General features: G+C 59.3%; 12 protein-coding genes and 2 tRNA genes. 2 read left to right on the forward strand and 12 right to left on the reverse strand.

What is annotated here, in order from left to right; translation table 11 throughout:
* Positions 1–39 precede the first annotated feature (39 nt).
* On the reverse strand, positions 40–1872 hold the full coding sequence (gene ggt, locus QYH43_RS14115) for a gamma-glutamyltransferase (protein WP_301157241.1): 1833 nt from the start codon (positions 1870–1872) through the stop codon (positions 40–42).
* A 165-nt stretch (positions 1873–2037) separates the two neighbouring features.
* Here ggt and QYH43_RS14120 point away from each other — a divergent pair, with 165 nt between their 5' ends.
* Entirely contained in the window at positions 2038–3147 is a 1110-nt protein-coding gene (locus QYH43_RS14120; protein WP_301157242.1) for a M14 family metallopeptidase, read from the forward strand.
* A gap of 6 nt (positions 3148–3153) precedes the next feature.
* Here QYH43_RS14120 and QYH43_RS14125 read toward each other — a convergent pair whose 3' ends face one another.
* The 3 genes from QYH43_RS14125 to QYH43_RS14135 form a co-directional block, all read right to left on the reverse strand.
* Complete coding sequence (locus tag QYH43_RS14125) at positions 3154–3318, reverse strand: hypothetical protein (RefSeq protein ID WP_301157243.1); 165 nt, start codon at positions 3316–3318, stop codon at positions 3154–3156.
* Between the two features lie 115 nt (positions 3319–3433).
* Positions 3434–3510, reverse strand: a tRNA-Met gene (locus QYH43_RS14130).
* Positions 3511–3626: 116 nt separating this feature from the next.
* Positions 3627–5684: a methyl-accepting chemotaxis protein gene (locus tag QYH43_RS14135; RefSeq protein WP_301157244.1), complete on the reverse strand. Its 2058-nt coding sequence runs from the start codon at positions 5682–5684 to the stop codon at positions 3627–3629.
* 332 nt (positions 5685–6016) lie between these two features.
* On the opposite strand from QYH43_RS14135, the gene QYH43_RS14140 reads away from it, so the two are divergent.
* Positions 6017–7234, forward strand: a complete 1218-nt coding sequence (locus QYH43_RS14140) for an MFS transporter (protein WP_095060023.1) — start codon at positions 6017–6019, stop codon at positions 7232–7234.
* Between the two features lie 151 nt (positions 7235–7385).
* On the opposite strand, the gene ychF is transcribed toward QYH43_RS14140, so the two are convergent.
* From ychF to QYH43_RS14180, 8 genes are all read right to left on the reverse strand, one after another.
* A complete protein-coding gene (gene ychF / locus QYH43_RS14145; RefSeq protein WP_095060021.1) occupies positions 7386–8486 on the reverse strand; it encodes a redox-regulated ATPase YchF in 1101 nt (366 codons plus the stop codon).
* A gap of 22 nt (positions 8487–8508) precedes the next feature.
* On the reverse strand, positions 8509–9093 hold the full coding sequence (pth, locus tag QYH43_RS14150; protein ID WP_008037207.1) for an aminoacyl-tRNA hydrolase: 585 nt from the start codon (positions 9091–9093) through the stop codon (positions 8509–8511).
* Positions 9094–9262: 169 nt separating this feature from the next.
* Positions 9263–9862 (reverse strand): 50S ribosomal protein L25/general stress protein Ctc, encoded by a 600-nt coding sequence (locus QYH43_RS14155; RefSeq protein WP_056726277.1) that lies wholly within the window; start codon positions 9860–9862, stop codon positions 9263–9265.
* 142 nt (positions 9863–10004) lie between these two features.
* Positions 10005–10946: a ribose-phosphate pyrophosphokinase gene (locus QYH43_RS14160; RefSeq protein WP_003171603.1), complete on the reverse strand. Its 942-nt coding sequence runs from the start codon at positions 10944–10946 to the stop codon at positions 10005–10007.
* Between the two features lie 45 nt (positions 10947–10991).
* Positions 10992–11066, reverse strand: a tRNA-Gln gene (locus QYH43_RS14165).
* Positions 11067–11102: 36 nt separating this feature from the next.
* The gene (gene ispE / locus QYH43_RS14170) at positions 11103–11954 is read right to left on the reverse strand and encodes a 4-(cytidine 5'-diphospho)-2-C-methyl-D-erythritol kinase (RefSeq protein ID WP_301157245.1); all 852 of its coding nucleotides are present in this window, start codon (positions 11952–11954) and stop codon (positions 11103–11105) included.
* A gap of 1 nt (position 11955) precedes the next feature.
* Positions 11956–12573 carry a lipoprotein insertase outer membrane protein LolB gene (lolB, locus tag QYH43_RS14175; protein ID WP_301157246.1) on the reverse strand — a complete coding sequence of 206 codons (618 nt, stop codon included), beginning with the start codon at positions 12571–12573 and terminating at the stop codon, positions 11956–11958.
* Positions 12574–12577: 4 nt separating this feature from the next.
* On the reverse strand, positions 12578–14302 hold the full coding sequence (locus QYH43_RS14180; RefSeq protein ID WP_095060015.1) for a tetratricopeptide repeat protein: 1725 nt from the start codon (positions 14300–14302) through the stop codon (positions 12578–12580).
* Positions 14303–14374: the final 72 nt, after the last annotated feature.

The raw sequence follows: 14374 nt of genomic DNA on the forward strand, positions 1-14374 counted from the left end.
CTACCAACCGGTAAGCCCTTTCTCATCCCTGCGTACGACTCAATCCCCCAGCGCCTGCCCTTCACGCCGTGGATCCGCGCCACCTGCCAGTGATGCCTTCCCTTGCGCATCCTTCACGCGAACAATCGCCTGGGTGCCGCTGGTCATGTCGATTTCATTCACCGTGTGCCCTTTGTCTTTCAACGCTTGAATCAGTGCCGGGCTGAATTGGCCGCGTTCGAGTTCGGTGGGGCCGTTGCGGCTGCCGAAGTTGGGCAGGTTGATGGCGGCTTGTGCATCGAGGTTCCAGTCGAGCAGGCCGATGGTGGATTTGGCGACGTATTCGATGATTTGCGAACCACCGGGAGAACCGACGGTGGCAAGGAATTCGCCGCTCTGGCGGTCGAAGATCAGGGTCGGGGCCATGGAGGAGCGTGGGCGTTTGCCGGGTTCGACGCGATTGGCGACTTTCTGCCCGTTCTCTTCAGGGATGAACGAGAAGTCGGTCATTTCGTTGTTGAGCAGAAAGCCCTGAACCATCACATGGGAGCCGAACGCGGACTCGATGGTGGTGGTCATGGACACGGCGCCGCCGGCGTCATCGACCGCCACCACTTGCGAGGTGGAGATGCGCAACGGCGAACGGTCTGGCGCGTAGGCAACCTGAATGCCCGGTGGCGTGCCGGGTTTGGCGGTGCCCATGCTGCGATCGCCGATCAGGGCGGCGCGGCTGGCAAGGTAAGCCGGATCGACCAGGCCTTTGACCGGGACGGGCACGAAGTCGCTATCGGCCAGGTATTGTGCGCGGTCGGCGTAGGCCAGACGCTCGGCTTCGGCGATCAGGTGCACGGCTTGCGGGGTTGGCTCGATACCGGCCGGGAAATCGGTTTTAACCGGTTTCATCGGCGCCAGGGCCAAACGTTGATCGCGAGTTTCCAGGGCTTGCAGCGTGCCCAGGATTTGCGCCACGGCAATGCCGCCCGACGACGGCGGCGGCATGCCGCAAACCTGCCAGCGTTTGTAGTCGGTACACAGCGGCGCGCGTTCCTTGGCCTGATAGCCACTGAGATCGCTCAGGGTCAGACTTCCCGGGTTGTTGTGGCCCTGAACCTTGGCCACGATCTCTTGGGCGACAGGGCCTTTGTAGAGGGCATCGGGACCTTCATGGGCAATGCGTTTGAACACCGTGGCCAGGGCCGGATTCTTCAGCAGGGCGCCAGCGGCTTTCGGGCTGCCATCGGCGTTGAGAAAGTAGGCCATCATTTCCGGTGAGCGCTGCATGGACGAGTCCGCAGCAATCAACTGATGCAAGCGTGGCGAAATCGCAAAGCCTTGCTCGGCGAGTTTTATCGCCGGTTCAAACAGCCGCGCCCAAGGCAGGCGACCGTGTTTTTGATGGGCCAGTTCCAGAGCTCGCAAGACGCCCGGCGTCCCCACGGAACGACCGCCAATCTGCGCTTGGGTAAATCCCATCGGTTTCCCGTCCGCTTGCAGGAACAGCTTCTCGGTGGCACCGGCCGGCGCGGTTTCGCGGCCGTCGTAGGTGCGCACGGATTTGCCATCCCAGAGCACGATCAATGCGCCACCACCAATGCCCGACGATTGCGGTTCGACCAGCGTCAACACGGCTTGCATCGCAATCGCCGCGTCGATGGCCGAGCCGCCCCGACGCAACATCTCGCGCCCGGCTTCAGCGGCCAGCGGGTTGGCGGCGGCCGCCATGTATTTTTCGGCATGCCGGGTGCGCAGGTCGGTGCGATAGCCCGAGGCGCTTTCGGGGGCGACGGGCAGCGTCGGTGCCGAAGCGTTGTGACACGCAGCCAGGGTTAAAGCACTGGCGACCAGCGCGAGGGCTGACAGGTGAAAGCGGTTCAAATGAAAGGCTGAGAACACGCGAAAATACTCCGTCCGTTGGATACAAGATCAATGGACTTTAAAGGCCGGCCGGGAGTGACGCAAACCGGTTCCTGTGCTGAAGTACTTTTGTCCTTCATGAGCGGTGGGATTTTCTGTAGGGTCGTTTGCACCAGGCAGCCAGAAGATCAACAAGAGGCAGACATGCAGACCGAGTTCCCAACCCAGCCCAGCTATCGCATCCAGCGCGAACAGTTTCTCGCGGCTGCGACCGATGCTGGCGCGACGCTGACCGAGTATCCCCATCCGCTCCAGGGGCCGTTCGGCGAATCCTTGAGCACCGATGTCGCGGTGCTGGGAGATCCAGCGGCCAAGCGGCTGCTCATCGCGTTGAGCGGTACCCACGGGGTCGAAGGTTTCTACGGTTCGGGCTGTCAGACCAAATGGTTGCAGGAGCTGGGCAAGCGTTCCTTACCGACGGATGTCGCCGTGGTGGTGATCCATGCGATCAACCCTTGGGGCATGGCGTGGCTGCGTCGGGTCAACGAAGACAACATCGACCTCAATCGCAATCACCTGAACTTTCAGTGCCCGCTGCCGGTCAACCAGGCCTACAGCGCGCTGCATGAAATCTACGCCTGCGCGCAATTGCACGGCCCCGAGCGTGAGCGTGTCGATGCCTTGCTTGACGAGCAAATCCAACAACATGGCTGGCCGGCGGTGATGTCGATTGTCGAGGGCGGACAGCATGCTCATCCCGATGGTCTGTTCTACGGCGGGCTGGTGCCGAGCTGGTCGAACCGCACGCTGCACCAGATCATGCAAAAGCACATGGCCCACGCTGAGGTCGCGATGTGTTTCGACTTGCACACGGGCGCGGGTGAGTACGGTCATCCGATGTTGCTGACCATCACTGAGTCCACGTATCCGGGGCTGAAGGATGCGCAGGCGATTTACGGGCCGTGGCTCTACAGCTTGCAAACCGGAGCCGACACCACGAGCGAAACCGGGGTGGCTGCAACAGCCACCGGTTACACCTCACAGGCGCTGCTCGATGCGCTGCCGCAAGTGCGGCTGATGCCGTTTGTCATCGAGTGCGGGACCTACCCGGGACCGGACGTTCACCGGCATCTGCGCGATGATCACTGGCTGCATCTGCATGGCAACCCGAGTGACACCGTGGGGCGAGCAATCAAGCTGAACCTGTTGGAGCAGTTCTATCCCGCCGACAGCGATTGGCAGGCGATGGTCTGGCTGCGGACCTGGCAGATCTGGGAGCGGGCGTTGTCGGCATTGCCGACTGTCCGTCGCTGATTCGATTCAAGGCTCGATCACTGCGGTGCCGGCTTGCCTGGCACCGCAGTTCATCACGCCGGCGGCGATGCTTGCGGTCGAATTGCAGGCTTTATCGAACGCCTTCGCGGGCAATGATGTTTCTGCTGCCACGGGGGGAGGGGACTTGCCCCTGTCTGCTTTGGCAGCCATTCGAAATCCGATGCGATAACTTCAATACGGCGGCAAAGGATTTCCTGTCGCCGCGGCGTACTTTTCTCGAGGCATAAAAAAACGGCTTACCTTTCGGTAAGCCGTTTTTAGTACTTGGTGGCTACACAGGGACTTGAACCCCGGACCCCAGCATTATGAATGCTATGCTCTAACCAACTGAGCTATGTAGCCAAGTGGCGCGCATTATTCACCGGGAACGGGGATGCGTCAAGCACAAATCTAAAATATTTCTCTACGCTTTCAACCGCTTATCCTCCTGAGCCGAAAAAACAGCTCGGAGCAGGGCATCAATTGAGCTGAAATCTCCCCGTATTGGCACTCAAGGCCTTGCTGCCATGGCTCAACGTATCCGCTGCCTGGTTCACCGCACGCGCACCTTCGAGCAGGCGTAGCGCCGCTTGATCGACTTGCTGGATGTTGCTGCTGACCTCATCGGCCGTGCTGGCTTGTTCCTCTACCGCCGTGGCGATCTGCGCCAGGGTGTCGGTGACGCTCTGCACGGCGCTGGCGATTTCCCCCAAACGCTCACCAAGGCCGGTCACCGCTTGTGCATCGGATTGTGCCTGGCCACAAGCGGCTTCCATCAGGCTGACGGCTTCGTTCACCGTGTTGCGCAGGCTATCTACGGTGCCGGCAATCTGCGCGGTCGACGATTGCGTACGTTGCGACAGGCTGCGCACTTCATCGGCCACCACCGCAAAACCGCGACCCTGTTCACCAGCGCGTGCTGCTTCGATAGCGGCGTTCAATGCCAGCAGATTGGTCTGCTCGGCGACGCCGCGAATGGTGTCGACCACCAGTTGAATCTGTTGCCCTTGCTCACTGACCCGGCCGAGCGCCGCGGCCGTTTCGTTCAGGCGTTGATTGAGCTGCTGGATGCTCGCGGTAGTGCGTTGACTGTCTCGGCTGCTGTCAGCGGCAATGCGGCGGGTATTCTGAGCGCTGCCGGAGGCCTGTTCACAACTGTGCGCCACGCCTTGAGAGGTCGCGGCCAATTGCGTTGCTGCAGCGGCAATCTGGCTGATCTGCAATTGCTGGGCTTCGACTTCACTCAAAGCATCGCTGGAATGATGATTGAGGGTTTGCACCGCGTTGCTCAATTGCAGGGTTTCGTGATCCACCCCTTGCAGACTGGTACGAAGTTGCACCACGGCGACGTTCAGGGCGGTGCTGATGGCCGCCAGTTCGTCCCGGCCCTGAACGGGCACCTGCACGCTCAGATTGCCGTCGCGCAAGGCTTCAGCGAGCACGGTGATGCCGCTGGCGCTGCGCCGGATCGACGCCTGCAAGCAGATGAACAGATACAGCGCTGCCAGCAGCAGGCAGCCTAACGTGGTCGCCACAACGATGAACTGACGGATCGCCGAGTCATGGTAAAAATCCAGGCGTTGATCCAGCGACACCAGCGACTGCTGGCGTAGCGAGGCGAGGTCAGCGAGCAACGCATCGAGACTGCGCTCGAAGTCGTCGGGCTTGAGGGTGATGCTGCCGCCGAAGACGCCGTCATCAAGAACCTTCAGGCCTGCATCAAGGTGTTTGAGACTGTCCTGATACTGCCCGCTCCAGGTTTGCAGCTCGTCAGGCAACCGCGCTTCGAGCAACCCCGCCGTTTTGACCAGCTGTTCCCGTGCGTCGCCAATGCGGCTGCGCAAGTCGCGCAATTGCAAACGACTTTGCAGGGTGAACTGCCCGGACACCACTGACGCCTGGCCCACCGCTGCCAAGCGACCGACACGCTCGATCAGGTCCGGTGCGTGCTGGGTGGAAATCTGCGTCAGCAAATACGTTTCCAGCCACGGCGCGAGCGTCAGGCGGTTGTCCATCACGATCTGTTCGCGCAATGCTTGCAGGGCGCTCAAGGCGCGGGTGAAGCGATCATAACCGTCCGGCCACCAACCCACGCTGCCGAGGCTTTTCGAGTCGAGGCCGGCGAGGGCGGTTTGCAGGGTTTGGTAGCGGGTCAGGATTTCGTTTTCGGCACCTTCTGTTTGCAAGGTGTTGCCCAGCTCCGAGGTGGCTTGAGTGACAGCGGGCTGAACGGCATCAAACGCGGCCATCGCAGCGAGTGTCGCGGGCGTTGGTTGGCGATTGGTTTCAGTCGCGCGCCAACGGGCGGCACGATCGCGTTGGGCGGAGAGCAGATTGTCCAGCGCATCGAGCGCGAGCAGCTGGCGTACCCCGGCGCGTTCGCCGCTGATCAGGTTCAGTTTGTCGCGGTAGTCCTGGCCGATCATCCACAGGCTGCCGGCCAGTGGCAGGATAAACAGTAGAAACAACAGCTGAAATTTGCGTGCGAAGCCAAACCGCCCCAGCAGCCCGATCCCCGGTGATAAAAAAGCCTGCATGCCCCATGACTCCTCTGGACACCACGCACCATTGGCGTGCGCCGTGGTCATTGCGATCCCCGGCTAGTGCCCTTTAAAAGGCCTCGAAAGTTCACCCTCGCCAGCTCTGTAGGCCGACTCTGTGGCGAAACTTCCCATTCTCGGCCCCCTTTGTAAGGAGGCCGCGTTGAAGCAGACAAGCAAGGCAAGATTCAGACCATGGCACTGCGCTACTAGCTATTGCGAAGTGAAATACAAGGTCGTTAGCAGGCTAAGGGGATGGCGTTGCTGCACTGAAAAATGGCACATTGGCGACCTGCCCGTTTGCACCCCTCTGTTGTTTGGAAACTTTCATGGCTATCAGCAATGCCCAGACCGGTTCAGTGCCGGCGTCCGCTTCTCCTCAAAGCAGCCCTTTGGTCATGCGCATCATCGGCGCGGTGGCGCTGGCGCATTTGATCAACGACTTGATTCAGTCAGTGCTGCCGTCGATCTATCCAATGCTCAAAGCCAACTACGGCCTGACGTTCACCCAGGTCGGGCTGATCACCCTGACGTTTCAACTGACCGCCTCGCTGCTGCAGCCTTGGGTGGGCTACCACACCGACCGCCATCCCAAGCCGTGGCTACTGCCGGCCGGGACCGTCTGCACTTTGGTCGGGATTGTGATGATGTCGGTGGTGGGCAGCTTCCCGATGATCCTGCTCGCGGCAGGGTTGATCGGCATCGGCTCGTCGACCTTTCACCCGGAAGCGTCCCGTGTGGCGCGACTGGCCTCGGGCGGGCGCTTCGGGTTGGCGCAATCGACTTTTCAGGTGGGCGGTAACGCGGGGTCGGCACTCGGTCCATTGCTGGCGGCGGCGATCATCATTCCTTACGGCCAGGGTCATGTGGCGTGGTTCGGGTTGTTCGCGGTGTTTGCGCTGTTCGTGCTGTACCGCATCAGTCGCTGGTACGCCGATCACTTGAACCTGTTCAAGCTAAAGCAGGGCCAGGCGGCGACTCACGGCTTGTCCAAGGGGCGCGTGACCAGTGCGCTGGTGGTGCTCGGGTTGCTGGTGTTCTCCAAGTACTTCTACATGTCCAGCCTCACCAGTTATTTCACCTTTTACCTGATCGAGAAGTTCGATCTGTCGGTGGCCAGTTCGCAATTGCATCTGTTCCTGTTTCTCGGCGCGGTGGCGGCGGGGACCTTCTTCGGTGGGCCGATCGGCGACAAGATCGGGCGTAAGGCGGTGATCTGGTTCTCGATCCTCGGCGTCGCGCCATTCACGTTGTTGCTGCCCCATGTCGACCTGTTCTGGACCAGTGTTCTGAGCGTGGTCATCGGCTTCATCCTCGCCTCGGCGTTCTCGGCGATTGTTGTGTACGCCCAGGAACTGGTGCCGGGCAATGTCGGGATGATTGCCGGGATATTCTTCGGTTTGATGTTTGGTTTTGGCGGGATTGGCGCGGCGTTGCTGGGGCATCTGGCGGATATTCACGGCATCGAGTACGTGTATTTCCTGTGTTCGTTTTTGCCGTTGCTGGGCGTGCTGGCGATTTTCCTGCCTAGAACAAAAAAAGCCTGAATCACCCTGTAGGAGCCGGCTTGCTGGCGATAGCTGCGCTGCGGTCTACCTGATACCGCGTTATCGTTCTTCGCCAGCAAGCCGGCTCCTACAGGAATTCCATGCAAGAAAAAGCCGCGTATCAAACGCGGCTTTTTCTTGGGCGTGTGGCTTACACGTTGAAACGGAAGTGCATCACGTCGCCGTCTTTAACGATGTAGTCCTTGCCTTCCAGACGCCATTTACCGGCTTCTTTGGTACCGGCTTCGCCCTTGTACTGGATGAAGTCGTTGTAGGCGATCACTTCGGCGCGGATGAAGCCTTTTTCGAAGTCGGTGTGGATCACGCCAGCGGCTTGTGGTGCGGTGGCACCGACGCGGACGGTCCAGGCGCGGACTTCTTCGACACCGGCGGTGAAGTAGGTTTGCAGGTGCAGCATTTCGTAACCGGCGCGGATCACGCGGTTCAGGCCAGGCTCTTCGAGGCCCAGGGCTTCGAGGAACATGTCTTTCTCTTCGCCGTCATCGAGCTCGGCGATTTCCGCTTCGATCTTGTTGCACACGGGTACAACCACGGCGCCTTCTTCTTCGGCGATGGCGCGAACAACGTCCAGGTGCGGGTTGTTCTCGAAACCGTCTTCAGCGACGTTGGCGATGTACATGACCGGTTTGGTGGTCAGCAGGTGGAAACCCTTGATCACCGCTTTCTCGTCGGTGCTCAGGTTCTTCATCAGGCTGCGCGCAGGCTTGCCTTCGGTGAAGTGAGCGATCAATTGCTCCAGCAGGCCTTTCTGGACCACTGCATCCTTGTCACCGCCCTTGGCATTGCGCGCGACTTTCTGCAGTTGCTTCTCGCAGCTGTCGAGGTCGGCGAAGATCAGTTCCAGGTCGATGATTTCGATGTCGCGTTTCGGATCGACGCTGTTGGAGACGTGAATCACGTTCTCGTCTTCGAAGCAGCGGACCACATGGGCGATGGCATCGGTTTCACGGATGTTGGCCAAAAACTTGTTGCCCAGGCCTTCACCTTTCGACGCGCCGGCAACCAGGCCCGCGATATCGACGAATTCCATGGTGGTCGGCAGGATGCGCTTCGGATTGACGATGGCTGCCAAGGCTTCCAGGCGCGGATCCGGCATCGGCACGATGCCGCTGTTCGGCTCGATGGTGCAGAAGGGGAAGTTCTCGGCCGCGATACCGGATTTGGTCAGGGCGTTGAACAGGGTGGACTTGCCGACGTTAGGCAGGCCGACGATGCCGCAATTGAATCCCATGGTGTTTCCCCTCGGATAAGAGTCAGGCCTTCTGGCTGTGCAGGTTTTTCATCGCGCGGTTCCATTCCCCGGCGAGGATATCCGGCAGCACGCCGAGGGCAAAGTCGATGCTGGCATCGAGTTTTTCCTGTTCGGCGCGTGGCGCACGACCCAGGACGAAATTTGAAACCATACTGGCGACGCCCGGGTGGCCGATGCCAAGCCGCAGACGGTAGAACGTATTCTGATTGCCCAGTTGCGCAATGATGTCGCGCAACCCGTTATGACCGCCATGGCCGCCGCCCTGCTTGAGCTTGGCAACGCCGGGTGGCAGGTCGAGTTCGTCATGTGCCACGAGGATTTCTTCAGGCTTGATGCGGAAGAAACCGGCGAGTGCCGCGACGGCCTGGCCGCTGCGGTTCATGTACGTGGTGGGAATCAGCAGACGAACATCCTGACCCTGGTGCGAGTAGCGCCCGGTCAGGCCAAAATATTTGCGGTCCGCCACAAGGTTTACGCCTTGTGCGTTCGCGATGCGCTCAACAAAAAGGGCCCCTGCGTTATGCCGGGTCTGTTCGTATTCAGCACCTGGATTACCCAGGCCAACGATCAGTTTGATGGCAGTCACGATAGGGGCCCTTCCTTGGAGTGGTGGATAACATCGCCGCAATTAGGGAGAGCGGCGAAAGTGGACGAAAATTGCTCATTTACCATGATGTAAACTCCGCGTTCTCGCCCGCTTTCTCGCTACGCTCTAGTCCGCGATGTTTCCGATCACTCCGGCGTACAGAGTAAAATTACTCTGCAGCGCCTTCTGCAGCTTCTGGAGCAACACGTGGAGCGTGGACGTTGGCAACAGCCTTGTCATCGCCGTGTGCCAGAGCAACAAACTCAACGCCTTTAGGGGCTTTGAGGTCCGACAGGTGAATGATCGAACCGATTTCAGCGTTAGCCAGGTCGACTTCGATGAACTCAGGCAGATCTTTCGGCAGGCAGGAAACTTCGATCTCTGCAACAACGTGCGAGATTTCGCCGCCTTTCTTGGTCGGTGCTTCTTCGTTGATGAAGTGCACTGGAACGATAGCGGTCAGTTTCTGGCCAGCGACTACGCGTACGAAGTCAGCGTGCATCACGTGGCCTTTGGCCGGGTGACGCTGCAGGGCTTTGATCACGACGTTCTGCTTGGTGCCACCAACGTTCAGCTCGATGATGTGGCTGTAAGCCGCTTCGTTTTCGAGCAGTTTGGCAACTTCTTTGGCCAGCATGCTGATGGATTCAGGGGCTTTTTCGCCACCGTAAACTACAGCTGGAACCAGGGCGGCGAGACGACGCAGGCGGCGGCTCGCACCTTTCCCCAGGTCGGAACGCACTTCAGCATTCAGGGTAAAATCGTTCATGTTGTATCTCCAAAATAACCACACTCGCCCCAGCGTTTGCGACCAGCGCTAAAGGCGATATGGGCAAAAAAGCCCCGCCCCGACAGGAATGCCGGGGCGGGGCGCTTTTCGTCAACGAGACATTTCGAGAAGGGCAGGGCCCTTAGCGGAACATCGCACTGATCGATTCTTCATTGCTGATGCGGCGGACCGCCTCGGCAACTACCGGTGCGATATCCAGTTGGCGGATACGCGCACAGGCTTGTGCTGCAGCGGACAGCGGGATGGTGTTGGTCACCACCAGCTCGTCCAGCACGGAATTTTCAATGTTTTCGATCGCCCGACCGGACAGCACAGGGTGCGTGCAGTAAGCGAAAACCTTGGCAGCGCCATGCTCTTTCAAGGCCTTTGCCGCGTGGCACAAAGTGCCGGCGGTATCGACCATGTCATCGACCAGAATACAGGTACGCCCTTCGACATCACCGATGATATGCATCACTTCAGAGTGATTGGCTTTCTCACGGCGTTTGTCGATGATCCCGAGATCTACGCCCAGGGATTTGGCAACGGCACGTGCACGCACGACGCCACCAATGTCCGGGGATACGATCATCAGGTTTTCGAAGCGCTGATCTTCAATGTCATCCACCAGAACCGGGGAGCCGTAGATGTTATCTACCGGAATATCGAAGAAACCCTGGATTTGGTCAGCATGCAGATCAACCGTGAGAACACGGTCGATGCCGACTACGGTAAGCATGTCAGCAACGACTTTCGCGCTGATAGCCACACGTGCGGAACGCGGACGGCGATCCTGACGGGCATAACCAAAGTAAGGAATAACAGCAGTGATACGAGTAGCCGAGGAGCGGCGGAAGGCATCAGCCATCACTACCAGTTCCATCAGGTTATCGTTGGTCGGAGCGCAAGTCGGCTGAATAATGAAGACGTCTTTACCGCGGACGTTTTCATTGATCTCGGCTGTGATTTCGCCGTCGGAAAACTTACCGACAGAGATGTCACCGAGAGGGATATGCAGCTGACGTACGACACGTCGAGCCAGATCGGGGTTAGCGTTCCCCGTAAAGACCATCATCTTGGACACGCGCAGTACCTAGAGGCTGAGGGTAACCTGGATGAGTATAGAAAATGGCAGGGGCGGCTGGATTCGAACCAACGCATGGCAGGATCAAAACCTGCTGCCTTACCGCTTGGCGACGCCCCTGTATCTGTTGCAACGATTACCCAGTAATCGGTTCCTTTAGAGCAGACTTTGCAGCTTGCGATGCAACATCGAAACGTTGCTTCCTTTTGCTACAAACCCTGTAAGGGTCTCTGTAAGAAGGGCCGAGACTTTATCAGCTTCAGCTTTGCTTGGGAAGCCCCCAAACACACAACTTCCAGTTCCGGTGAGTTTTGCTTCGGTAAATTTACCTAACAAATTCAAAGCGTTACGTACTTCTGGATAACGCCTTGTTACCACCGGCAAGCAGTCATTTCGACTGTTTCCCTTGGGAACGGGGCGCACTTTAATGGGAGGAGTGTTACGTGTCAACAACGGATCTGAAAAAATTTCTGCCGTACTAACAGAGACTTGCGGTACGAGCACGAGATACCACGGTTCTTCCGGGTCGACAGGGGTCAGTTTCTCGCCAACACCTTCGGCGAAAGCCGCATGGCCACGCACGAAAACCGGAACGTCGGCGCCCAGTGTCAAACCCAGTGCGGCCAGCCGGTCCTCGTCCCAGCCCAGGTGCCAGAGATGATTGAGTCCAAGCAGCGTCGTTGCCGCATTCGAACTGCCGCCACCGATGCCGCCGCCCATGGGCAGGATTTTCTCGATCCAGATGTCGACGCCCAGCGAACAACCGGATTGTTCCTGAAGTTGTCTGGCCGCTTTGACGATCAGGTTGCTGTCGTGGGGGACGCCCTCGAATTCGGTGTGCAGTTGAATGACACCGTCATCGCGCAGTGCGTAGGTGATTTCGTCACCGTAATCGAGGAACTGAAACATTGTCTGCAATTCGTGGTAGCCGTCTTCACGGCGACCGAGAATGTGCAGCATCAAATTGAGTTTGGCCGGGGAGGGCAGGGTCAGGCGGTTGGCCGGCATGTCATTGCCCCAGTTTGCGCGGTTGCCAGACCTTGACCACCAACGTGACATCAAGGTCGGCGCCGCTCAGCTTGATGCGCTCGGGCAACCAGAAACCGTTTTGTTGTGTGTACGAGGTGTATTGGACCTTCCAGCCATCCTGTTCGAGGCTGGCCAGGCGACTGTCGGCATCCAGTGTCAGGCGACTTTTGCTGTCGGGAGCGGGGAGCCCACGCACCCACCAGGCCAGGTTGGACACCGGCAATTTCCAGCCCATCTGTTCTTCAAGCAGGATTTCCGGGTTCGGCGCCTCGTATCGCCCCTGATTGGCGACTTCCAGCGACACTTTTCCCGGGCGCCCGGTCAGGCGTGCCGCGCCGCGACCCAGCGGGCCGGAGAGGCGGATGTCGTAGTAATCCTGGCGCTGCAACCAGAACAGCGTGCCGCTGCCTGAATCCTTGGGGGCGCGAATGCCGATCTTGCCGTCGATCTGCCAGCCGTCGAGGCTGGTCAGTTGCTGTTTGTGCTCGCGCCAAAGGGCCGGGTTGCCGTGACCCTCGACCGATTCGCGTGGACCGATGCCCGCGCAACCGGCGAGCAGGGCGATGAAGCTGATAACGATGAAGTGGCGCAAAAACATGATTTTAAAGAGTCTCTGATCCGGTCAGGCGCTTGATGGTACCGCGCAGGGTTGGGCTGTCGGGTTGTTCCTTGAGGAATTTGCTCCAGACCTGTTTGGCTTCGCGTTGCTTGCCATTGGCCCACAGGACTTCACCCAGGTGAGCGGCGACTTCCTGATCGGGGAAGCGCTCCAGCGCTTGGCGTAACAGGCGCTCGGCTTCGTCGTAATTGCCCAGGCGGAAATTGACCCAGCCGAGGCTGTCGAGGACCGCCGGGTCTTCGGGATTGATTTTGTGGGCTTGTTCGATCAGGGCCTTGGCTTCGGCGTAACGCGTCGTCCTGTCAGACAGGGTGTAACCGAGAGCGTTCAGCGCCATGGCGTTGTCCGGGTCGCGTTTGATGATCTGCCGCAGGTCCTTTTCCATCTGCGCCAGGTCGTTGCGTTTTTCCGCCTGCATGGCCCGGGTATAGAGCAGATTCAAATCGTCCGGGTATTTCTCCAGGGCTTGTTGCAACACGTTCCAGGCCTTGTCGCCCTGATTGTTGGCGGACAGGGTTTCAGCTTCGATCAGGTACAACTGGATCACGTAATCCGGTTGTTCGTCGCGCTCCGCTGCCAGCTTGCGTTGGGCTTCGGCGGTCCTGCCGTTGTTCATCAGGATATCGGCCTGGCGCAATTGTGCCGGCAGGTAATCGTTGCCCGGGCCGACCTGGTCGTACTCGATCAGTGCGCCTTGCGGGTCGTTGCGCTCTTCAGCGATGCGACCGAGGTTCAGGTGTGCGGAGTCGACGTGGCTGTCCCGGGCAATCAAGTCTTCCAGGTAGCCTTTGGCTTCTTCCCATGCCTTGGCTTCGAGGCAAACCAGCGCCAGCGAATAACGCAAATCGTCGTCGTCCGGGTATTGCTGAACCAGGCTGGAGAATTCGGCTTTGGCGTCGTCCATGCGGTCCTGTTCGACCAGCATGCGTGCGTAAGTCAGGCGCAAGCGTTTGTCGTCCGGGTACTTCTTGATGCTTTTTTTCAGCAGCGGCAGGGCTTCGTCGCCGCGACCCATGGTCTGCAGCAGGCGTGCGCGCAGCAGGATCGGGGCGATTTCGCCATCGTCCGGCGGGTTGTCTTCGAGCAGGGTCAATGCGCCTTTGGCGTCGCCATCTTGCTGCATCAGCAAGGCCTTGCCGAAAATCAGCTGGCTGTTGTTCGGATGACGCAGCAGCAGTCGGTCGAAGCTGTTCTTCAGACCGGTGCGGGTATCCTGATCGGTGTCGGCCGCCGCAAGCGCGAGGAAGTCGAAATGGGTATCGCCCTTGCCCAGCAGGACTTTCTCCATATAGACCATGGAGTCGTCATAACGCCCGGCGCGTGCCAGTTGTACAGCCGCAGCGCGCTGCGCCTCGAGGTCGTTCGGGGCGTTTTTGGCCCAGATCAGCGCGGTATCGAGGGCTGCCTGATCGGCGCCAAGGTACTCGGCAATACGAAATGCCCGCTCGGAAACGCCCGGATCCTGGGTTTTGATGGCCTGGGTCACATAGTTGTCCAGGGCAATGTCGAAACGATTGCGCTGGCCAGCCAGCTCCGCGCTCAGCAGGCTGAAGACGGTGTCTTCGCTGAACGAGCTGTAGACCTTGGGCTTTTCAGGGGCCGGCGCGCTGTCTTCAGCCGGCGGCGTACCGTCGGACGAAACGGGAGCCAAGGCCTGGCAGCCGCTGAGGAAGACAAGAGCGAGGAGCAACGCGGAGGATCTATTCATATAGGAAGAGGACGACTAACCTGCGGTCGGATCATCATGACACAAGCTTTCGGCCAAACATAACCGCCCCGG

The sequence above is a fragment of the Pseudomonas sp. C32 genome (assembly GCF_030417915.1).
In the GTDB taxonomy this organism is placed as follows: Bacteria; Pseudomonadota; Gammaproteobacteria; order Pseudomonadales; family Pseudomonadaceae; genus Aquipseudomonas.

Bases quoted from the DNA above. Each gene is read 5' to 3' on its own strand.
- QYH43_RS14155 (WP_056726277.1), bottom strand. From the start codon at position 9,862: ATGAACGATTTTACCCTGAATGCTGAAGTGCGTTCCGACCTGGGGAAA.
- QYH43_RS14140 (WP_095060023.1), top strand. From the start codon at position 6,017: ATGGCTATCAGCAATGCCCAGACCGGTTCAGTGCCGGCGTCCGCTTCT.
- ychF (WP_095060021.1), bottom strand. From the start codon at position 8,486: ATGGGATTCAATTGCGGCATCGTCGGCCTGCCTAACGTCGGCAAGTCC.
- QYH43_RS14180 (WP_095060015.1), bottom strand. From the start codon at position 14,302: ATGAATAGATCCTCCGCGTTGCTCCTCGCTCTTGTCTTCCTCAGCGGC.
- QYH43_RS14120 (WP_301157242.1), top strand. From the start codon at position 2,038: ATGCAGACCGAGTTCCCAACCCAGCCCAGCTATCGCATCCAGCGCGAA.
- QYH43_RS14125 (WP_301157243.1), bottom strand. From the start codon at position 3,318: ATGGCTGCCAAAGCAGACAGGGGCAAGTCCCCTCCCCCCGTGGCAGCA.
- QYH43_RS14135 (WP_301157244.1), bottom strand. From the start codon at position 5,684: ATGCAGGCTTTTTTATCACCGGGGATCGGGCTGCTGGGGCGGTTTGGC.
- ispE (WP_301157245.1), bottom strand. From the start codon at position 11,954: ATGCCGGCCAACCGCCTGACCCTGCCCTCCCCGGCCAAACTCAATTTG.
- lolB (WP_301157246.1), bottom strand. From the start codon at position 12,573: ATGTTTTTGCGCCACTTCATCGTTATCAGCTTCATCGCCCTGCTCGCC.